Genomic DNA, 21026 nt, shown 5'->3' on the forward strand with positions numbered 1-21026 from the left:
GCGGGGCGGCAGTTTTGCCGTCCCGCGTTTGCGTTTGTACCTCCCGGCAAGCCTCGGCTCAGGTGCCGCAGAAGGTCGCCGTGACCACTTCGCCGTCCAGTGGCGGCGCGGCGAATTCGGGGTGATCGTCGAAGGGCGAGACGAGGGCCGCGTTGATCGCCTGGAATGGCGCGTAGTCGCCGGTCACCGCCGCGGCGATGACCTGTTCGATCCTGTGGTTGCGCGGAATGATGGCGGGGTTGGCCCGCCGCATCCGGTCGCGGGCGGCGGTGGCATCGGTGCCCTCGCGCGCCAGCCGCGCCTCCCAGGCCTGTGCCCATTGGTCGAACGCGGCCGGATCGCCGAAGCGCTCGCGCGCGCTGCCGTCCACGAGACCCCGGAAGGTCAGCGTGAAATCGGCCCCGGCGGCCGCCATGCGGTCCAGCAGCCCCTCGATCAGGTCGGCGTCATCGTCCTCGGCCGTGGCGAGCCCCAGCTTGGCGCGGAACACGCCGAGCCATGCGTCCCGGAACCGCGGGCCGAAGCCGTGGATCATCTCGGTCGCGCGGGGGATCGCCGTCTCCTCCTCGCCCAGAACGGGCAGCAGGGCCGATGCGAACTGCGCCAGGTTCCAGGCTGCGACATCCGGCTGGCGGGCATAGGCGTAGCGTCCGCCGCGGTCGATCGACGAAAACACGCGCATGGCGTCGTAGTCGTCCATGAAGGCGCAGGGGCCGTAGTCGATGGTCTCGCCCGAGATGGCCATGTTGTCGGTGTTCATGACACCGTGGATGAAGCCCACGCCCATCCACCGCGCCACCAGGTCGGCCTGCGCGCCGATCACGGCGTCGAGCAGGCCCCAGGCGTCGCCGGCCTTGGGATAATGGCGGTCGATCACATGTTGCGTCAGCAGCTCCAACGCCTCGGTATCGCGGCGGGCGGCGAAGTACTGGAACGTGCCCACGCGGATATGCGACCGGGCCACGCGGGTCAGAACAGCGCCGGGCAGGGGCGCCTCGCGCAGGACGTCCTCGCCCGTGGTCACCGCAGCCAGCGCCCGGGTCGTTGGGATTCCAAGCGCGGCCATCGCCTCGCTCACCACGTATTCGCGCAGCACGGGGCCCAGCCAGGCGCGTCCGTCGCCGCCGCGGCTGAACGGCGTGCGGCCCGCGCCCTTCAACTGGATGTCATAGCGGCCCGTGTCGGTCAGCACCTCGCCCAGCAGGATCGCGCGCCCGTCGCCCAGCTGGGGCACCCAGCCGCCGAACTGGTGCCCGGCATAGGCCTGCGCCAGCGGGGCGGCGCCCTCGGGCACGGTGTTGCCGGCCAGCATGGCCACGCCCTCGGGCGTGCGCAGGGCCTCGGCATCCAGGCCCAGCTTCGCGGCCAGCGCGTCGTTCACGGCGACCAGGTCGGGCCGCGCGACCGGAACGGGCGGCTGCCGGCTGTGAAACCGGTCGGGCAGGGCGTCGTAGGTGTTGTCGAATGGCAGGTGCATCATGATCTCCTTGTCATGGACCTAAGCAGTTGCGGACGTATCGAAAAGACTTGCCGCGCGGGCGATTGCCCTACGTCTTTTCACCAACGCGGATCAACGACGAACGGAGGACGCCATGAAAGCCGAGACCAGAGGCGGCATGCGGATCAAGGACCGGGCCGAATACGTCTCCAAACCCAAGCCGTTGACGATGACCAAGGACCAGATGGTCAGCGACGCCGTGGCCGCCATGTGCCAGAAGAATTACGGTTCGGTCATGATCGTGGACGCCGAGGACAAGGTGATCGGCGTCGTGACCGAGCGCGACGTCATGCGCAAGATCGTGAACCAGGGCCGCGACGCAAAGGCGACCCAGCTGCACGAGATCATGACCGAGGAGCCCCGCCTCGCACGCGAGGATGACGACGTGGTCGACTGGCTGCGCATCATGTCGAACGAGCGGTTCCGCCGCCTTCCCGTGGTCGATGCCGACGGGCGCATCAAGGCGGTGTTCACGCAGGGCGACTTCGTCAGCTACACGTGGCCCGACCTGCTGAACCAGGCGCGGCAGATGACGCGCGCCTCGGTCACGCGAAACTTCCCGACGGTTCTGATCGGCGGCGGCATCATGCTTTACACGCTGATCATGATCATCGTTATATCGCTTGTTCTGTAATTAAATCAGCGTCTTGCATCGCATTTTGAATGCGGTGCATGAAGTTTGTCAAAGGACCAGGTCCAGCCGTTGCTCGGACCGGCCCTTGAACAGCAGTCGCCGAAACAGCGCGTCAGGCGCTGCGTCGTCCAGGCGGGCGGTGAGTCGTGCGATGCCAAGGTTGCGCAGGTTGCGGGCCAGGCTGTTGACCGCCTCGCTCGCCATGGCGCGGTTGCGGACCGGCGGGCGGATGTAGATCTCGTCGATATCGGCCACCATGCCGCCCTGGGCCACGGAGTAGCCGAAGCGCAACAGCACGTATCCCACGGGGCTGGAGGGCGGTCCGATCAGGTAGGCGGCCCCCGGTACGTCGCCCGCCAGCAGCGGTTCGAGCGCCGCGCTGCGCGCGTCCTCGTCCATGGCGTGACCGGTCTCGTCGTGGCAGGCCGCCATCAGGCGGTCCAGCTTGGCGGCATCCTCGGGCGCGGCCAGGCGCAATTTGGCAGTCATCGGGATGGGGCCTTTCGCGGCGGCCTAGTATCGGGCCAATCGCTCGGTCAGTAGCCCGAAGAATCCCTCGGCGTCCAGATCCCCGATGAAAAGCGCGTTGGGCGCGCGCTCGGTGACACGCCACCAGTCCGCGACGGTCATGCCGCGGGTGAGATCGGACCGCGTTTCGATCTCGACATTGATCTCGCGCCCGGTGAAAAGGTCGGGGTTCAGAAGCCAGGCGATGACCGTGGGGTCGTGCAGCGGCGCGCCGTGGCTGCCGTATTTCTCGCGGTCGAAACGCTCGAAGAAATCCGTCATCTCGGCCACGGCGATGCCCACCGGCGTGCCGAGCGCGCGGAAGGCGTCGTTGCGCTCTTTCGTGACCAGCGCCTTGTGGGTCACGTCCAGCGGAAGGATGGTCAGCGGAACACCGGACTTCATAACGATATCAGCCGCTTCGGGGTCGACATAGATGTTGAACTCGGCGGCGGGGGTGATGTTGCCGACTTCGAAATAGGCGCCGCCCATCAGCACGATGCGGGCGATCCGGTCGGCGATGTCGGGCGCCTTCTTCAGCGCCATGGCGATGTTGGTCAGCGGCCCCAGCGGGCAGATCGTGACGCTGCCCGGTCCCTCGGCCCGTAGGGTGTCGATGATGAAATCCACCGCGTGGGCGTCCTGCAGCGGCATTTGCGGATCGGGCAACACCGGCCCATCCAGCCCCGTGCGGCCATGGACGTGCTCGGCCGTGACCAGCGGGCGCATCAGCGGCGCGGCGCAGCCCGCGAAGACGGGGACTTCGGTCCGGCCGGCCAATTCGCAAACGATGCGGGCGTTCTTGGCCGTGAGCTCCAGCGGGACGTTGCCGGCCACGGCGGTGATGCCCAGCACCTCGATCTCGGGGCTGGCCAGGGCCAGCAGGATGGCCACGGCATCGTCCTGGCCGGGGTCGGTATCGATGATGATCTTCATGCAAGCCTTTTCCAGGACATGGTTTTCAGGCCGAAAGCCTCAGGAGATCGCGTCGAGGATACGCGCCCAGGACCGCATCCCGCGATGGAAGCTTTCCAGGTCGTATTTCTCGTTCGGCGAATGGATCTGGTCGTCGCCCTTGCCGAACCCGATCAGCATCGAGTCGATACCGAGGATCTGCTGCAAGTGCCCCGCCACGGGGATCGAGCCGCCCGCGCCGACATAGGCCGCGTCCTTGGGCCATTCGCCCGACAACGCCTTGCGCGCCGCCTCGAAGGCCGGGTCGCTGATATCCATGCGGCTGGCCGGGGCCGCGCCGTGTCCGTGGAACTCGACCGTGCAATCGGGCGGCATCGCGTCGCGCACCATCTGGCGAAAGCTCTCGCGTATCTTCAGCGGATCCTGCGCGGCCACCAGTCGGAAGCTGATCTTGGCGCTGGCCTGGCTGGGCAGAACGGTCTTGAAGCCCGCCCCGGCATATCCACCCTTGATCCCGTTGATTTCGCAGGTGGGCCGCGCCCAGATCTGCTCCAGCGCGCTGCGGTCGGCCTCGCCCGCGGGGGAGCTCAGCCCCACCTCGCCAAGGAAGCTGCCCGCGTCGAAACCCAGCGCATCCCATTGCTGCGACACCTGCTCCGAAACCTCTTCCACGTCGTCGTAGAAGCCCGGGACGGTGACGCGGCCCTGCAGGTCGTGCAGTCCGGCCAGCACCTTGGCCAGCACGCGGATCGGGTTCATGGCGGGCCCGCCGTAGGAGCCCGAGTGCAGGTCGCGCGACGGGCCGGTGACAGTGACCTCCTCGCCCAGCAATCCGCGCAGCATGGTGGTGATGGCGGGCGTGTCGCGTCCATAAAGCGCCGTGTCGCAGATCAGCCCCAGGTCTGCGGCCAGCAGATCGCGGTTCTGCTCCAGGAACGGCACGAGCGAGGGCGAGCCCGATTCTTCCTCGCCCTCGAACAGGAAGGTCAGTCGCGCGGGCAGGGTGCCGTGCACGGCCTTCCACGCGCGGCAGGCCTCGACGAAGGTCATCAGCTGGCCCTTGTCGTCCGAGGCACCGCGGCCGCGGATGACCTTGCCCTTCGGCGTATCCTCGATGGCCGGATCGAACGGGTCGCGGTCCCACAGCTCGAGCGGATCGACCGGTTGCACGTCGTAGTGGCCGTAGAACAGCAGGCTGCGCCCGCCCTCGCCGCCATGGCCCACCACCATCGGGTGGCCCGGCGTCTTGTGGGCGGTCGCGTCGACGCCGATCTGCCCCAGCTCGGCCACCAGCCAATCCGCCGCCTCGGACACCTGGCCCTTGTAGGCGGGATCGGTCGAGATGGACGGAATTCTCAGGAAAGTCAGCAACCTGTCGGTCGCGGCGCCGAGATCGGCATCGATACGGGACAATACGGCGTCGAGGCTCATCGCGGGCTCCGGTCGGCAAAATACGAGCGGCGAACGTAACAGCCCGGTCGTCACAGTCCAGTGCGACGATTGATCCGGGAAATCGGGTCTGTGCCCCGGCGGCGAATTGGCCTATCTAAGCGACAGGAGAAATGTGAAAGACTGCTTGTGTCCTACGAAACAGATATCGACGCCGCGATCCAGAAACTGCACGACGAAGGACGCTATCGCACGTTCATCGACATCGCGCGAGAGCGGGGCAATTTCCCCCACGCCACCTGGACCCGGCCCGATGGCACAGAACGCCCCGTAACCGTTTGGTGCGGCAACGATTATCTTGGCATGGGGCAGCATCCGGTGGTGCTGGAGGCGATGCACGCGGCGCTGGACGCCGTGGGCGCCGGATCGGGCGGCACGCGCAACATCTCGGGCACGACGGTGTATCACAAGGTGCTCGAGTCCGAACTGGCCGATCTGCATGGCAAGGAAGCGGCGCTTCTTTTCACCTCGGCCTACATCGCCAATGACGCGACGCTTTCGACGCTGCCCAAGATCTTTCCCGGGCTCATCATCTATTCCGACGCTCTGAACCACGCATCCATGATCGAGGGCGTGCGCCGCAACGGCGGGGCCAAGCGGGTGTTCCGCCACAACGACGTGGCGCACCTGCGCGAATTGCTGGAGGCCGACGATCCGAGCGTGCCCAAGCTCATCGCCTTCGAGTCGGTCTATTCCATGGATGGCGATTTCGGGCCCATCGCCGAGATCTGCGACCTGGCCGATGAATTCAACGCGCTGACCTATATCGACGAGGTTCACGCGGTAGGCATGTACGGCCCGCGCGGCGGCGGCGTCACCGAGCGGGACGGCCTGGCGGGGCGCATCGACATCATCAACGGCACCCTGGCCAAGGCCTATGGCGTCATGGGCGGCTATATCGCGGCATCCGAGAAGATGTGCGACGCGGTGCGGTCCTATGCGCCCGGGTTCATCTTCACCACCTCGCTGACGCCCTCCACGGCGGCGGGGGCGGCGGCCTCGGTGCGTCACCTGAAGCACGACCAGGCGCTGCGCGACGCGCACCAGACCCAGGCGCGGATCCTAAAGACGCGGCTGAAAGGGCTTGGCCTGCCGCTGATCGACCACGGCAGCCACATCGTGCCGGTCCACGTGGGCAACCCGGTGCACTGCAAGATGATGTCGGACATGCTGCTGGAGGATCACGGGATCTACGTCCAGCCGATCAATTTCCCGACCGTGCCGCGCGGGACCGAGCGGCTGCGCTTCACCCCGTCGCCGGTCCACGGGCCGCGGGAAATGGATGCTTTGGTTAACGCGATGGATACGCTTTGGGCGCAATGTGCGCTAAATCGCGCCGATTTATCGGCTTGACGCCACAAAGAGTTATCCAGAACGTTCCATTCTGTGTTATTTCGTTGTCAAAAGGCACAATAGGGTCGAATCGCGGTCGGGATGCCGTTGATCCGGTCAGATGAAGTGCATGGAGCGACGAGGGGACGGGCATGATAGGGCGCAATCGCCAACCCGATACTGAACCCGCCGAGATCAAGGGGTTCGACGATTTCGACATGCGCCTTGGCGATGTGATGCGCGGTGAACGCGCGACGCTCGGCAAATCCCTTCTCGACGTCCAACGCGAACTGAAGATCAAGGCGACCTACATCGCCGCGATCGAGAACGCCGACCCCTCGGCCTTCGAGACGCCCGGCTTCATCGCGGGCTACGTCCGGTCCTACGCCCGTTACCTGGAACTCGACCCCGACTGGGCCTTCAAGGCGTTCTGCGTCGAATCCGGTTTCGAGACGGCCCACGGCATGAGCGAGGCGGCATCGTCCAAGCGCCGCGAACCGCGGGTCCAGAACTCGACCCGCGATCCGTTCCTCGATTCGCCGCTGGGCTTCGTGCCCAAGGGCGACGGTCTACTCTCGCGGATCGAGCCGGGGGCCATCGGCTCCATCGCCGTGCTGTTCGGCCTGATCGGTTTGATCGGCTACGGTGGCTATGCCGTTCTGAACGAAGTGCAGCGCGTGCAGGTGGTTCCCGTGGACCAGGCGCCCGAGGTCGTGGCGGATATCGACCCGCTGGACAGCGCGCGTCCCGCCGCGCCGGCCGAGGATGACCCGACCGAGCTGGCCACGGCGGCACCTGACAATTTCGACCGCATCTACCGCCCGCAGGCTCTGGACGTGCCCGTCATGGTTGCCCGCGACGGGCCGATCGCCAATCTGGACCCGCGTGAATTCGGCGCGCTGTCGGACCGTGCGCGCACGGAGCCCACCACGCTGGCCGGCGCGTCGCCGGAAGCGCCCACCGCTCCGGGCGCGGGCACAAGCCAGCTGCGAGGCCCCGACATGGCCGCCGCCCAGGTCGCAGAAGCGGGGACCGGCGACGGGAGCGGACCGGCCGGTGTGCAGGTGCTGGCCGACGGGACGCCCGAGGTGGTCCTGGTCGCCGTGCGGCCCAGCTGGGTGCGGGTGCGCTCGGCCGAGGGCACGACGCTCTACGAACAGATCATGCAGGAAGGTGACACGTTCACGCTGCCCGCGACCGAGGAGCCGGCGACCCTGCGCACGGGCGAGTCGGGGGCGATCTACTTCTCGGTCAACGGCACGGCTTACGGTCCCGCAGGGTCCAGCGGCCAGATCACGTCGAACCTGGCGCTGAGCGCACAGAACCTGACCGAGACCTACCAGACCGCCGACATCGCCGCGGACCAGGCGCTGGCCCGCGTCGTGGCCGAGATGTCGGCCCAGCCCGAGCTGCCCGGCGCGACCGAGAGCGACGGCACCGAGTGACCCTGCGCCGCGCGCGGCGGTCGACGCGCTGGTAGCGGTTGGCATCGGCGTCAGGGGCCACTAGGTCTGGAGCAACGCATCCTGCCGGAGCCAATCGATGTCGCTGAACGCCGTTCGTCCCTGGAAGAACATCTATCGCCGCAAGTCGCGCCAGATCATGGTGGGCAACGTTCCCGTGGGGGGCGACGCGCCGATCTCGGTCCAGACGATGACCAACACCGACTCGGGCGATGCGCGTGCGACCTTGAACCAGGTCCTGGCGTGTGCCGATGCGGGCGCCGACATCGTCCGTGTGTCCTGCCCCGACACCGACGCCACCGCCGCGCTGAAAACGGTCTGCCGCGAAAGCCCCGTGCCGATCGTCGCCGACATCCACTTCCACTACAAACGCGCGATCGAGGCGGCCGAGGCCGGCGCCGGCTGCCTGCGGATCAACCCGGGCAATATCGGCGACGAGAAGCGGGTGAAGGAAGTGATCCGCGCCGCGAAGGACCATGGCTGTTCGATCCGCATCGGCGTGAACGCCGGCAGCCTCGAGCGCGATTTGCTGGAAAAATACGGCGAGCCGTGCCCCGACGCGATGGTGGAGTCGGGGCTCGATCATATCAAGATCCTGCAGGACAACGATTTCCACGAGTTCAAGATCAGCGTGAAGGCCAGCGACGTGTTCCTGTCGGCCGCCGCCTACCAGGGCATCGCCGAAGCGACGGATGCGCCCATTCACCTTGGCATCACCGAGGCGGGCAGCCTGAACGCGGGCACCGTGAAATCGGCCATCGGGCTGGGCAACATGCTGTGGATGGGCATCGGGGATACGCTGCGCGTGTCGCTCAGCGCCGATCCGGTGGAAGAGGTACGCGTGGGTTACGAGATCCTGAAGGCGCTGGGGCTGCGGCACCGGGGCGTGAACATCATCTCGTGCCCCAGCTGCGCGCGGCAGGGCTTCGACGTCATCAAGACGGTCGAGATCCTGGAAGAGCGGCTGGCGCATATCAAGACGCCCATGTCGCTCAGCATCATCGGTTGCGTGGTCAACGGACCGGGCGAGGCGCTGATGACCGACGTGGGGTTCACCGGCGGCGGGGCGGGGTCCGGCATGGTGTACCTGGCCGGCAAGCAGAGCCACAAGATGTCGAACGACCAGATGATCGATCACATCGTGGAGCAGGTCGAGGAACGGGCCCAGCAGATCGAGTCCGAGACGACGCCGGAAGCGGCGGAGTAACCGCGCCTCTCAACGCAATGATTTTCAAGGAAAATTCGGGCGAATTTCGGGTCGGAATTCGCTGCCGCGTCAGCTTTCGCGTTCGGCGGCGAGCTCGTCGATATCCTTGAACTTAATCGACTCGCCGCAGCCGCAGGCGTCGGCCACGTTGGGATTGCGGAATTTGAAGCCCGATTCCAGCAGGCTGATCTCGTAATCGATCTCGGTGCCGAACAGGAACATTTGCGCCATGGGCGCGATCATTACCCGCGCGTCGCCCTGCTCGACGACTTCGTCATGGGTGTCGATCTCGGTCACGTAGTCCATGGTGTATTCCATGCCCGCGCAGCCGCCCTTCTTGACCCCGATGCGCAGGCCCTGGTGGCCGTCGCGGGACATGAGCTTGGAGATCTGGCGTTCGGCGGCCGGGGTGATCGTGACGGCCTGCTTGCCGGGAATGGCGAACATGGTGCGCTCCTGTTGACTTGTCCCAAAGGTAAGGGTGCAGCGGGGACGGCTCAAGGGGGCGAAACGGCGCGCCGTTCGAGTATTTTCGGACCAGTGATGCCAGGGACGCGCCCTAACGGGCCGGATTGCCCTTGACCGTGACGCCTGCGGGGACATCGCGGGTGACCACCGCGCCCGCGCCGATGATGGCGCCGTCGCCCACGGTGACACCCGGTAGCACGATGGCCCCGCCGCCGATCCACACGTCATCGCCGATGGTGATGGGCGCGCCGTTCTCCAGCATCTGGCGCCGGGTCTCGGACTCGCGCGGATGGTCGGCCGTCAGCAGCTGCACGTAAGGCCCGATGGCGGCGCGGTGGCCGATGCGGATCTCGCAGACATCCAGGAAACAGCAGCCGAAATTGGCGAAGACCTGGTCGCCCAAGTGGATGTTAAAGCCGTAATCCACGTAGAAGGGCGCCCGGAGCGCCGGCGCGGCGCCGTGACTGCCCAGAAGCGCCGCGAGGATCGGGCCGCGGGCGTCCTCGCCCACGATGGTCTGGTTGTAGGCGCGCATGAGGCCCTGGGCCCGGGTGCGGGCGGCGGCAAGCTCGGGATCGCCCGGGTGATAGAGCTGACCCGACACCATCTTCTCGCGCTCGCTGGCCATGGGACCCCCTTTGTTGCGGATGAAATTCGGGCGGCCCCGAGGGACCGCCCGCCTGTCGTCATGAAAAGGTATGACGGGTCTCAGAGCCCGTAGCAATTGGCGTAATAGGTCACCGTGGCGGGCCAGTCCGAGAACACGCCTTCGACGCCCACGTCCTGCGCCAGCACGTGGAGCAGGGTGAAGTAATCCTCGTCCCCGTCGATCAGGTCGCTCACCGACTGGAAATACCAGCCGCCGCCGCCCGCCAGCGGGCCGGAGCGTTCGAGCGTCCAGGTGATGATGCCCAGGTCGGCGGCCTTGGCCTCGATGGCGAGGGTCGAGGGAATGATCTCGCCGTCTTGCGCCGTCACCAGCATCCAGAGCGGCGGGGCGATGTAGTTCACGCCCATCTCTTTCAGCTCGGCCATGGTGTTGGGCCAGGTCGAGGCGTCCATGGGGTCATAGCCCTCGGTGTCGTACTCATCCATCAGGTAGACGGCCTGCGCGCCGAACTCGGGCTCGGCCTCGATCCAGTAGAGCACGTCGTCGAGGTTGAAGCTTTGTGGCCAGACGCGCGAAGGGTCGATGCCGGCGGTCTTGTACTCGTCGATCAGCTTCTGGGCGTAGTCCTCTTGGGTGAAACCATCGAACGGCATCTCGACCGACGGGCTTTTCAGCTCGGGCGTGAAGTCGGCGCCGAGCGAATCGAACAGCTCGATCGACTCGGCATGCGTCATCAGCGTGGCGCCGGGCACGTAGAGGTCGGTGCGGAAATCGGCGGTGCCGCCCAGGTAGCCCTCTGGGGTGGTGGCCGAGGCGTCGGCGGCGTCCATCTTGGGCGACAGGGTGCGGAACTCGGCGAGGCTCAGATCCGAGGTGCGGCATTCTGCGGCGGCGTCGTTGTCGCCTTCGGCGGGCGTGAAGGGCATGGTGCACTTTTCGCCCAGGTCGGTCGCCACGATGTCGGTGGTGGTGTGCAGGTCGTTCTGCGCGTGGCGGCAGACCAGTTCCTTGTCGGCGGTGAAGGTCACGTCGCATTCGAGGATGCCCGCGCCCATCTGCGCGGCGGCGACGTTCGATTCGACCGTGTGCTCGGGGAACATGAGCGGTGCACCGCGGTGGCCGACCGAGAATTTCGTGGCCTGCGGCGTCTGGCCCTTGCAGGACATGAGCTTGGTCTTCAGTTCGCCCTCGGGCAGCTTGTCGACCAGGAACGCGGGCCGGGTGCCATAGGTCAGCGCGGGGCCCGACGCGTGGGATTCGGCGAAGGCGGGCAGGGACAGGGCGCCCAGAAGTAGGGCGGGAAGGATCGGTTTCGTCATCGTCGGGACCTTTCAAATGGCAACATCACCGCGAGGATGATGGCCGGTCTGAAACGGTCTGACGACAGTCGTGTCACAGGGGCGTGACAATGCGCGCCCCTTTGCCGATCACATGAAGCCGAGCTCGAGCCGGGCCTCGTCGGACATCATGTCCATGCCCCAGGGCGGCTCCCACGTGAGGGCCACGTCGACCTGCTTGACCCCCGGCAGCGGCTCGATCGCGTCGGCGACCCATCCGGGCATTTCGCCCGCCACGGGGCAGCCGGGCGCGGTCAGGGTCATGATGACGTTGACCTCGTTCGCCTCATTGATCTCGATCGTGTAGACGAGGCCCAGGTCGTAGATGTTCACCGGGATTTCCGGGTCATAGACGCTGCGGCAGGCCTCGACCACCTGTTCGTGCAACGGGTGTTCGGTCGAAGACGGCTTGATGAGCGGTGCGCCTTCCATCTGCGGGCTGTCGGGCTGGTCGTCCATGGGGCGATCCTTCGTTGAATTCCGACAATGGACATAAGGATTGCACCGCGCGCCGTCCAGACCCGTCAGGCGGCGGCGTCATCCATGCCCACCCGCGGGAGCACCGGCTTGCCGGTCTCGTCCTCGAGACGCCGGGCGGCTTTCAGCATGGCCTCGCGCAGGTCGCATTCGGTCGCCCAGGCCTTGTCCTGTTCGGGGATCGGCGCCTCGAAGCGGACCTGCTGGCCGAAGGCGTCCTGGCCCAGCACGATCACCTTGACGCGGTCCTTTGGTTCGACCCGGTCGTCCTCCTCGCAGAGGGCGATGAACTCGTCACGCAGGGCATCGACATCGGCCTCCTGCGCGAAGGTCAGCACCGAGAAGCGGATCGAGGCCCCGTCCTCCATCGATAGGTTCTCGAACTCCTTCGACACGAAATAGCTGACCGGCACGACCTTGCGCTGGCCGTTCCAGGTCTTCAGCTGGACGAAGGTGAAATGGATGCGCTCGACGTTGCAGAAGGTGCCGTCGAAGATCAGCTGGTCGCCGATCCGGGCCGAGCGGTTCAGCGCGATCTGCAAGGACGCCAGGATATTGCCCAGCACCGTCCGTGCCGCGAAGCCCAGGATCAGTGTCAGCGCGCCGGCCGAGGCCAGCAGCGAGAAGCCCAGGGACCGGAACAGGTTGGCCGAGGACATGACGACGCCGGCCGCGATCATCAGCCCGATCACGATGAGAGCCCGCCTGCCCGCCGTCATCACGGTCGCCAGGTTGCGGATCGTGGAATTGTCGGGGTCGGCCAGCTTCTCGCTGTCGAAGGTCACGATGCGGTCCAGAACCGTGTCGATGACCTCCAGCGCGAACAGCAGAACGGCGGTCGTGTAGCCGATAACGGTCAAGGGGGTCAGGATGGCGCCGGCCATTCCCGAGACGGTGAAGACGCGCATGGCGGCGATCAGCAGGACCGTGGTCACCACGAATATGATCAGCGGCCAGCGCAAGGCGCGCAGAGTGATCCGGCTCCAGTACGAGTTGGCAAAGCGGTCGAGCTCGTGAAACCCGCGATAGGCGAGCAATCCCGACACGAGGGTGATCGCCACGATCACCGGGATTCCGATCAGCTCCCACCGCTCGGGGCCAAGGAACGTCTCGCGCTTCAGGACGTCGGGCAAGACGTTCTCGAGCCACGAGGGCCCGTATTGCGCGTAGAGATCCGGGATCTGGTCGACCGTGCGCCGGGAAAAGATCCAGATCGGTTCGGCATCGCCTACCCGCACCCGCGACAGCCGGACCGCCGCCTCGCGCGGGCCGTCGTCCAGCACACCGAGAAGGATCGAGCGCCGCGGCTCGCCCGACATGGTGGCCGAGTTGGCCTGCTGCGCGTTCAATGCGTCCGGCCGTTCCAGCAGCAGGCGCCACGAGATCAGCGCCTGGCGGTCCAGCACGAAGGCCAGTTGCCGGGCGAGCCGGGGGCCCAGCACGGGCTGGTTCACCTCGTCCAGCCCGTTCATGTTCAGCACGTGGGCCACCGCGGGATCGCCCACGTCGATGAGGTCGAGAAACGTCTCGATCGCCCCCTGCGGCGTGGAAAGATCCAGGTAATCGGGTCTGTTCTCAAGTCCGGTATTCAGCGATTCCAGCTGGAAATACGTGCCGACGGGGCCCTCGCCATCCTGCGCGGACGCGGGCCAGGCCACAGCGATGACGATCGCGCAGACCAGCGCGACGGCGGTGATGATTCGTCTCCCCATGATACGCAAAGCGCGTTGGCGTCCGTCAGGTTCCCGCCGTGCCGGCGCTTTTGCGGCTGCGGCGCACCGGGGCGGGCCGCGCGCGGCGTTCGACCATGTCGTAAAGCGCGCCGGCGATGTCCTTGCCGCTGGCGCCCTCGATCCCTTCAAGGCCGGGGGAGGAATTGACCTCGAGCACCTTGGGCCCGTCGCTGGCGCGCAGGAGATCCACGCCCGCCAGCCCGAGGCCGAAGGCGCGCGCGGCCCGTTGCGCGGTGTCGCGCTCGGCCCGGGTGATCTTCACCGCCTTCGCCGCGCCGCCCAGGTGGAGGTTGGACCGGAAATCGCCCGCGACGCCAGTGCGCTTGATCGACGCGACCACGCGGCCGTCCAGCACCAGGCAGCGGATATCCTCGCCCGCGGCTTCCTTGACGAAGCTTTGCACCAGGAAATTCGCCCGCAGCCCGCGGAAGGCGGTGATGACGGATTCAGCGGCCTTCTTGGTCTCGGCCAGCACCACGCCCTTGCCCTGGGTCGATTCCAGCAATTTCACGATCATCGGCGCGCCGCCCGCCAGCGCCATCAGGCTGCCCGTGTCCTTGGGCGAGGCGGCGAAGGCGGTGGCGGGCATGCCGATCTTCTGGCGCGCCAGCACCTGATGCGCGTGCAGCTTGTCGCGGCTCGCGGTGATGCCCGCGCTGCCATTGATGCACCAGGTCCCAATGGTCTCGAACTGGCGGATGATGGCGGTGCCGTAGGGCGTGATCGACGCGCCGATGCGGGGGATCACCGCGTCGTAGCGGGGCAGGCGCTTGCCGTCGTAATGGACCTCGGGCGCCATGGCGTTCAGGGCAATGTAGCAGCGCAGGGTGTCGATCACCTCGACCGTGTGGCCGCGCCGCTCGCCCTCTTCGACCAGCCGGCGGGTGGAATAGTTGTTCTCGCGGCTGAGGACCGCGATGCGCAGCGCGCGGTCGGGCGCCACCTCGCGCACTTTGGCAGAGGAATAGACATCATAACTCAGCGTGGGCTGGCAGAACGACTCGTTCGGGGTGACGATGACCTCGTCGTTGAAGGCCTGACGGCCCAGCAGCATGCGGTATTGCATGGAGCTACGGTCGGTCAGTGTCATGTCGACCGGCCATTCGCGGTCAGCCACGCGCATCTTGGTGGTGATGACGAAGCGCAGCTCGGTCTCGCCGTTCGAGCTGGTGACCTCGCGCCGGTCGGTCACCGGGGCCGAGCACGCGATGGCGAGCTCCGGCCGGCTGGGAATCGGGTGCATCAGGAACCGCACCTTGGGCTGCGCGGCGGTGCCGAAGGGCTCGATATCGCTTGCGTGCAGCGCGCTGGTCTTCGCGCCCGTGTCGACCTTGGCCTTCAGCGCGGGCAGGCCCAGCTGCGGCAGGCTCACCCATTCTTCCCAACCCAGTCTCAGCGGTTCAGACATATGCGCCTCCTGCTTTTGCGGCGCCTCTGTCGCACAGCCGCCGCCACAGGGAAAGGTCTGGCGGGCCGCGCCGCGCTCTGGTCATATGCCGCCATGGTTAACGAGACGCAAAAGGCGTTCTGGGGCGGTGACGTGGGCGCACGCTGGGTCGAGATGGCGCCGTTCCTCGACGCGACCTTCACGCCCGTCACCCACGCCGTGGCCGACGCGCTGGGGGATCTGTCGGGGGCGGTGGTGCTGGACGTGGGCTGCGGGGCCGGTGCGCTCAGCCGGGTGCTGGCCGCGCGCGCCGGGCAGGTGCAAGGGATCGACATCTCGCCCGCGTTCCTGGCCGCCGCCCGGGCGAGGGCGCCCGGAAATGCCGACTACACCCTCGCCGATGCCGAGACCGACGCTATGCCCGGTGCGCCGGTCGATGCCATCGCGTCGCAATTCGGCATGATGTTCTTCACCGACACAAAAGCCGCGCTCGCCAATCTCCGGCGCGCGGCGCGGCCCGGTGCGCGGCTGGCCTTCGCCACCTGGGCCGCGACCGAGGTGAATCCCTGGTTCTCGGTCCCGCGCGCGCTGGCCGTCGCCGCCACAGGGCCGCTCGACAGCGATCCCGACGCGCCCGGGCCCATGCGGCTGCGGGACGTGGACGCCACCGTGGCGCTGATGCGGGCGGCCGGATGGCAGAAGTCCCGGGGCAGGGCGCTCGACATCGTCCTGCCGCAGCCGGGCACGTTGGAACAGGTCGCCTACAACGCCACCCGGGTCGGCGGCGCCAGCTCGGTGCTGGGACACCACCGGGCCGACAAGTCCACCCGCGCCGCCGTGACCGGGCGGATCGCGCAGGCCTTCGCGCCCTGGGCCGCGGACGGCGCGGTGCATGTTCCGGCGCGGATCAACCTGTTCACCGCGGTGGCCTGACCGGCCGATGGCGGCATCACTGGTCGTCAAATACTCATCCGACGTCCGCCACCCACGCCACGATCCGCCTTTTCCGCGCCCGCGTTTCGGCCTAGACCGCCGGCCATGACCCGCTTTTCCTTCGACCTGCACGCCACCGACGGCGCCGCCCGCACCGGCACCATCCATACCCCGCGCGGCGATATCCGCACGCCCGCCTTCATGCCCGTGGGCACGGCGGCGACGGTCAAGGCGACGCTGCCCGAAAGCGTGCGCGCCACCGGGGCCGACATCCTGCTGGGCAACACCTATCACCTGATGCTGCGCCCCACGGCCGAGCGGATCGACCGGCTGGGCGGGTTGCACGGGTTCATGAACTGGGACCGGCCGATCCTGACCGACAGCGGCGGCTTCCAGGTGATGAGCCTGGCCGACCTGCGCAAGCTGACCGAGCGGGGGGTGACCTTCAAATCCCATATCGACGGCTCGCGCCACGAGATCACGCCCGAGCGCAGCATGGAGATCCAGCGCCTGCTGGGCAGCGACATCGTCATGTGTTTCGATGAATGCCCCGCGCTGCCCGCCGACCGCGACCGCATCGCCAGTTCCATGCGCTTGTCCATGCGGTGGGCCGCGCGGTCGAAGGACGCGTTCGGCGACCGGCCGGGCCACGCGCTGTTCGGCATCCAGCAGGGCGGGCTCGAGCCCGATCTGCGCGAGGAGAGCGCGAAGGCCCTGGTCGATATCGGCTTCGACGGCTACGCCGTGGGTGGCCTGGCCGTGGGCGAGGGGCAGGAGGCCATGTTCGGCGTGCTGGACTACGCCCCCGCGCAGCTGCCGGCGGACAAGCCGCGATACCTGATGGGGGTGGGCAAGCCCGACGACATCGTGGGCGCCGTCAAGCGCGGCATCGACATGATGGATTGCGTGCTGCCATCCCGCTCGGGGCGGACCGGGCAGGCCTTCACCCGGCGCGGCGTGGTCAACATCAAGAACGCCCGGCACGCCGACGACCCCCGCCCGCTGGACGAAAGCTGCTCCTGCCCGGCCTGCACCGGCTATTCTCGCGCCTACCTGCACCATGTGTTTCGCGCCGGCGAGATGATCTCGGGCATGCTGCTGACATGGCACAACCTGCATTACTTCCAGGAGATCATGCAGGGCATGCGCGACGCCATCGCCGCCGGCCGCTTCGCCGCGTGGGAGGCCGATTTCCACGCGACCCGCGCCGAGGGGGATATCGCGCCGCTATGAAAGCCGTCGTCGCCGCGCTGCTGATCGTTCTCGCCGCACCGGCGGCCAACGCCACGTCGCTGTGCGAGGCCCCGGACGACGCGCTGGCAGACCTCTTGGCCGGCACCTGGACGGGTGAGCCGCGCCAGTCCATCGACAGCCTCGACACCGCGCGGATTCGCGCGCCGGGAGAGATCCGGGTGCGCTTGGCCGCCGGTGATCCGGGCCTGGCGATGACCACGGGTTTTCTCGACAACCTCGGCATCGCGCCGCTGGACATGCGACGCGCCCGGCCCGTGCCTTTCGATGTCGACCGGGTGGACGACGTGCTCGACACGACCGAGAACGCGGTGCTTGCGGACCTCCTGTCCGATACGCCCTGCGGGCCCGAGAGCCTGCCGCAGTTCAGCGGTACAGTGGATATCGAGGGCGGCACCCGGGTCGAGGGGACGATCACGATCGTCGCCTATTTCACCGACCGGCTGCTCGGGATCACCGAACTGACGCTGCAGAACGATGGCGCGACCCTCTACCTGACCGAAACCGTGCTGCTGCGCCCCGCCGAACCGGCCCCGGGCGACGGGTGAGGCAAAGCGGCCCTTGCGACCGCTGCGCGCAGGCGTCACAGTCAGCGTCATCACGGGTCTCACCCTGGTTGAAGCGTCCCCACGCCGCCCCCAGATAACGGAAGACCGGGGAACGACAGCATCGCCGCCCAAGCGGGATCGTTCGTTCCTGCCAAGAAGGATACAAAGATGACCGAGCATTCCTACCCAGTCCTGCCGCTGCGCGACATCGTGGTCTTCCCCCACATGATCGTGCCGCTCTTCGTGGGCCGCGAGAAATCCGTGCGCGCCCTGGAAGAGGTGATGGCCGACGACAAGCAGATCCTGCTGGCCAGCCAGATCGATGCCGCCCAGGACGAACCCGACGAGAACGGGATCTACCGCGTGGGCGTTCTGGCCAACGTGCTGCAATTGCTGAAGCTGCCCGACGGCACCGTGAAGGTGCTGGTCGAGGGCCGCGGCCGCGTGAAGATCGACGACTACGTGCCGAACGAGCGCTTCTTCGAGGCGACGGCCACCCCTTTGACCGAGACCCCGGGCGAGCCCGAGACCGTGGGCGCGCTGACCAAGTCGGTCGGCGAAGAGTTCGAGCGCTATTCGAAGGTCAAGAAAAACATCCCCGAAGAGGCCCTGTCGGCCGTGTCGGAGACGCGCGAGGCCGCCAAGCTGGCCGACCTCGTGGCCGGTCACCTGGGCGTCGAGGTGGAACAGAAGCAGGGGCTTCTGGAAACGCTCGACGTGGGCGAGCGGCTGGAGAAGGTCTATGGCATGATGCAGGGCGAGATGTCCGTCCTGCAGGTCGAGAAGAAGATCAAGACCCGCGTCAAGTCGCAGATGGAGCGCACCCAGCGCGAATACTATCTGAATGAGCAGATGAAGGCCATTCAGAAGGAGCTGGGCGACGGCGAGGACGGTGCCGGCGAGGTGGCCGAGCTGGAGCAGAAGGTCGCCGAGACCAAGTTCAGCAAGGAAGCCCGCGAAAAGGCCGAGGCCGAGCTGAAGAAGCTCAAGAACATGTCGCCCATGTCGGCCGAGGCCACGGTGGTGCGCAACTACCTCGACTGGATGCTGTCGATCCCGTGGGGCACCAAGTCCCGCGTGAAGAAGGATCTGGGCCGCGCGCAGAAGATCCTCGACGACGATCACTACAGCCTCGAGAAGGTGAAGGAGCGGATCGTCGAGTACCTGGCCGTGCAGCAGCGCTCGAAGAAGCTGAAGGGGCCGATCATGTGCCTCGTCGGTCCTCCGGGCGTGGGTAAGACGTCGCTGGGCAAATCGGTTGCCAAGGCCACGGGACGCGAATTCATTCGCATCTCGCTGGGTGGCGTGCGTGACGAATCCGAGATCCGCGGCCACCGCCGGACCTATATCGGCTCGATGCCGGGCAAGATCATCCAGGCGCTGAAGAAGGCCAAGACCACGAACCCGCTCATCCTGCTCGACGAGATCGACAAGATGGGACAGGACTTCCGTGGCGACCCGGCCTCGGCGATGCTCGAGGTGCTGGACCCGGAACAGAACGGCACCTTCGTCGACCACTATCTCGAGGTGGAATACGACCTGTCCAACGTGATGTTCCTGACCACGGCGAACTCCTACAACATGCCGGGGCCGCTTCTGGACCGGATGGAGATCATCCCGCTGGCGGGCTACACCGAGGACGAGAAGGCCGAGATCGCGCGCCGTCACCTTCTGGGCAAGCAGGTCAAGAATCACGGCCTGAAGAAGGGCGAGTTCGAGGTCACCGACGAGGCGCTGACCGCCATCATCCGCACCTATACCCGCGAGGCGGGCGTGCGGAACCTGGAGCGTGAGCTGGCCAAGCTGGCGCGCAAGGCGACCACGATGATCGTCAAGAAAGAGGCCGAGAAGGTCACCGTGACCGAGGACAACCTGGCCGATTTCCTGGGCGTGCCCAAGCATCGCTATGGCCTGGCCGAGGAAGAGGACCAGATCGGCGTTGTCACGGGACTGGCCTATACCAGCGTCGGCGGCGAGCTTCTGTCGATCGAGGCGCTGCGCCTGCCGGGCAAGGGCCGGATGAAGACCACCGGCAAGCTGGGCGACGTGATGAAGGAATCCATCGACGCGGCCAGCAGCTATGTCCGGTCGATCAGCCCGCAGATCGGGGTGAAGCCGCCGAAATTCGACACGCTGGATATCCACGTCCACGTGCCCGACGGCGCGACTCCGAAGGACGGCCCCTCGGCCGGCCTAGCCATGGTAACGGCCATCGTGTCGGTGCTGACGCAGATCCCGGTGCGCAAGGACATCGCCATGACCGGCGAGGTCACGCTGCGCGGCAATGCCTCGGCCATCGGCGGGTTGAAGGAGAAACTGCTCGCGGCCCTGCGTGGTGGCATCAAGACGGTGCTGATCCCGCAGGAGAACGAGAAGGACCTGGCCGACATCCCCGATAACGTGAAGGAGGGGCTGACCATCATCCCCGTCCGCCACGTCTCCGAGGTGCTGGAGCACGCCCTGACCGCCAAACCCGAAGCGGTGGAATGGGGCGAGGCCGACCAGGAAGCGGCGGACGCCCAGGCGCGCCTGGCGCCCGGTGCGGACCCGGCCGCAACGCCCACCGCGCACTGACGGAACCGGCAAACTGACCACCAAACGGGCGCCTTCGGGCGCCCGTTCTCGTCTCAGGGTGGAATGTGAGGGTCCGGGCCGCTCGGCCGATGACAGGCGCATCGCCAGCGGCTAACCTGCGCGCAAACCAGACAGGGATGACAGGATACCATGGCACGACCGACGAAAGGGGCCACCGGCAGCAAGTCCGCCGCGCCAAAGCCCGGCACACCGCCCAAACCGGAACTGGCCAGCGTGCCCGAGGCCCCGCCGCCGTCGCTGGTCAAGCCCGCGCAGAAGGTCGCCGACGGTCCCGAGATCAAGAAGAAGGACCTGCTCGAACGTGTCGCCGCGCAGGCGGGCGTGAAGAAGCCCGAGGCCAAGCCGATCGTCGAGGCCATGCTGGCCGTCATGGGACAGGCGCTGAGCGACGGCGAACAGCTGAACCTGCAACCCTTCGGAAAGGTGAAGGTGCAGAAGAAAAAGGACCTGCCGAACGGCCAGGCGCTGACCCTGAAACTGCGTCGCTCGTCGCAATCACTGGACGAAACGGAAGCCCTTGCAGACCCCGACGCGGGCGGCTAGAAGGCGGCCCAACGGGTGATTAGCTCAGTGGTAGAGCGCTTCGTTCACATCGAAGATGTCAGCAGTTCGAATCTGTTATCACCCACCATTTCCCCCTTTTTCCGGAACATATGTTGATCTGGCCCGCCCGGCGACCCAC

The 21026-nt window shown here is 66.9% G+C and carries 19 protein-coding genes and 1 tRNA gene; 10 read left to right on the forward strand and 10 right to left on the reverse strand.

Annotated elements, in window-relative coordinates; translation table 11 throughout:
- Positions 1-58: 58 nt before the first annotated feature.
- Positions 59-1480 carry a protein adenylyltransferase SelO gene (locus BMX96_RS02815; RefSeq protein WP_456238453.1) on the reverse strand — a complete coding sequence of 474 codons (1422 nt, stop codon included), beginning with the start codon at positions 1478-1480 and terminating at the stop codon, positions 59-61.
- Between the two features lie 112 nt (positions 1481-1592).
- Here BMX96_RS02815 and BMX96_RS02820 point away from each other — a divergent pair, with 112 nt between their 5' ends.
- A complete protein-coding gene (locus BMX96_RS02820; protein WP_091844051.1) occupies positions 1593-2132 on the forward strand; it encodes a CBS domain-containing protein in 540 nt (179 codons plus the stop codon).
- Between the two features lie 48 nt (positions 2133-2180).
- Here BMX96_RS02820 and BMX96_RS02825 read toward each other — a convergent pair whose 3' ends face one another.
- The 3 genes from BMX96_RS02825 to BMX96_RS02835 are packed head-to-tail and all read right to left on the reverse strand — an operon-like array spanning position 2181 to position 4985.
- Complete coding sequence (locus BMX96_RS02825; protein WP_091844053.1) at positions 2181-2621, reverse strand: GNAT family N-acetyltransferase; 441 nt, start codon at positions 2619-2621, stop codon at positions 2181-2183.
- Positions 2622-2645: 24 nt separating this feature from the next.
- Entirely contained in the window at positions 2646-3575 is a 930-nt protein-coding gene (locus tag BMX96_RS02830; RefSeq protein ID WP_091844055.1) for a nucleoside hydrolase, read from the reverse strand.
- 39 nt (positions 3576-3614) lie between these two features.
- Positions 3615-4985 carry a M20/M25/M40 family metallo-hydrolase gene (locus BMX96_RS02835; protein ID WP_091844057.1) on the reverse strand — a complete coding sequence of 457 codons (1371 nt, stop codon included), beginning with the start codon at positions 4983-4985 and terminating at the stop codon, positions 3615-3617.
- A gap of 147 nt (positions 4986-5132) precedes the next feature.
- Here BMX96_RS02835 and hemA point away from each other — a divergent pair, with 147 nt between their 5' ends.
- From hemA to ispG, 3 genes are all read left to right on the forward strand, one after another.
- Positions 5133-6356 (forward strand): 5-aminolevulinate synthase, encoded by a 1224-nt coding sequence (hemA, locus tag BMX96_RS02840; protein WP_091844059.1) that lies wholly within the window; start codon positions 5133-5135, stop codon positions 6354-6356.
- 131 nt (positions 6357-6487) lie between these two features.
- Complete coding sequence (locus tag BMX96_RS02845; RefSeq protein ID WP_091844061.1) at positions 6488-7780, forward strand: helix-turn-helix domain-containing protein; 1293 nt, start codon at positions 6488-6490, stop codon at positions 7778-7780.
- A gap of 97 nt (positions 7781-7877) precedes the next feature.
- Complete coding sequence (gene ispG, locus BMX96_RS02850; RefSeq protein WP_091844063.1) at positions 7878-9005, forward strand: flavodoxin-dependent (E)-4-hydroxy-3-methylbut-2-enyl-diphosphate synthase; 1128 nt, start codon at positions 7878-7880, stop codon at positions 9003-9005.
- A 69-nt stretch (positions 9006-9074) separates the two neighbouring features.
- Here the strand turns inward: ispG and BMX96_RS02855 are convergent, their stop codons facing one another.
- From BMX96_RS02855 to rimK, 6 genes are all read right to left on the reverse strand, one after another.
- Positions 9075-9452 (reverse strand): HesB/IscA family protein, encoded by a 378-nt coding sequence (locus tag BMX96_RS02855; protein ID WP_073125669.1) that lies wholly within the window; start codon positions 9450-9452, stop codon positions 9075-9077.
- Between the two features lie 112 nt (positions 9453-9564).
- Positions 9565-10101: a sugar O-acetyltransferase gene (locus tag BMX96_RS02860; RefSeq protein ID WP_091844065.1), complete on the reverse strand. Its 537-nt coding sequence runs from the start codon at positions 10099-10101 to the stop codon at positions 9565-9567.
- Positions 10102-10181: 80 nt separating this feature from the next.
- A complete protein-coding gene (locus BMX96_RS02865) occupies positions 10182-11402 on the reverse strand; it encodes a glycerophosphodiester phosphodiesterase family protein (RefSeq protein ID WP_091844067.1) in 1221 nt (406 codons plus the stop codon).
- A gap of 108 nt (positions 11403-11510) precedes the next feature.
- Positions 11511-11879, reverse strand: a complete 369-nt coding sequence (locus BMX96_RS02870) for an SUF system Fe-S cluster assembly protein (protein ID WP_073125680.1) — start codon at positions 11877-11879, stop codon at positions 11511-11513.
- A gap of 65 nt (positions 11880-11944) precedes the next feature.
- Positions 11945-13609 carry a mechanosensitive ion channel family protein gene (locus BMX96_RS02875; protein WP_091844069.1) on the reverse strand — a complete coding sequence of 555 codons (1665 nt, stop codon included), beginning with the start codon at positions 13607-13609 and terminating at the stop codon, positions 11945-11947.
- A 25-nt stretch (positions 13610-13634) separates the two neighbouring features.
- A complete protein-coding gene (gene rimK / locus BMX96_RS02880; RefSeq protein ID WP_091844071.1) occupies positions 13635-15038 on the reverse strand; it encodes a 30S ribosomal protein S6--L-glutamate ligase in 1404 nt (467 codons plus the stop codon).
- Between the two features lie 93 nt (positions 15039-15131).
- Between rimK and BMX96_RS02885 the strand changes: the two genes are divergently transcribed.
- The 6 genes from BMX96_RS02885 (at position 15132) to BMX96_RS02910 (ending at position 20975) form a co-directional block, all read left to right on the forward strand.
- On the forward strand, positions 15132-15950 hold the full coding sequence (locus BMX96_RS02885; RefSeq protein ID WP_175481638.1) for a class I SAM-dependent methyltransferase: 819 nt from the start codon (positions 15132-15134) through the stop codon (positions 15948-15950).
- A 105-nt stretch (positions 15951-16055) separates the two neighbouring features.
- Positions 16056-17183, forward strand: a complete 1128-nt coding sequence (gene tgt / locus BMX96_RS02890) for a tRNA guanosine(34) transglycosylase Tgt (protein ID WP_091844075.1) — start codon at positions 16056-16058, stop codon at positions 17181-17183.
- The gene (locus BMX96_RS02895; protein WP_091844078.1) at positions 17180-17749 is read left to right on the forward strand and encodes a hypothetical protein; all 570 of its coding nucleotides are present in this window, start codon (positions 17180-17182) and stop codon (positions 17747-17749) included. The genes tgt and BMX96_RS02895 overlap by 4 nt, the downstream gene beginning before the upstream one ends.
- A 168-nt stretch (positions 17750-17917) precedes the next feature.
- Complete coding sequence (lon, locus tag BMX96_RS02900; protein ID WP_091844080.1) at positions 17918-20323, forward strand: endopeptidase La; 2406 nt, start codon at positions 17918-17920, stop codon at positions 20321-20323.
- 150 nt (positions 20324-20473) lie between these two features.
- Positions 20474-20887, forward strand: a complete 414-nt coding sequence (locus BMX96_RS19845) for an HU family DNA-binding protein (protein WP_236736935.1) — start codon at positions 20474-20476, stop codon at positions 20885-20887.
- A 13-nt stretch (positions 20888-20900) separates the two neighbouring features.
- Positions 20901-20975: transfer RNA gene (locus tag BMX96_RS02910), tRNA-Val, on the forward strand.
- The last annotated feature ends 51 nt before the right edge of the window (positions 20976-21026 follow it).

Origin of the sequence: Palleronia pelagia, from assembly GCF_900110115.1 — a bacterium.
In the GTDB taxonomy this organism is placed as follows: Bacteria; Pseudomonadota; Alphaproteobacteria; order Rhodobacterales; family Rhodobacteraceae; genus Palleronia; species Palleronia pelagia.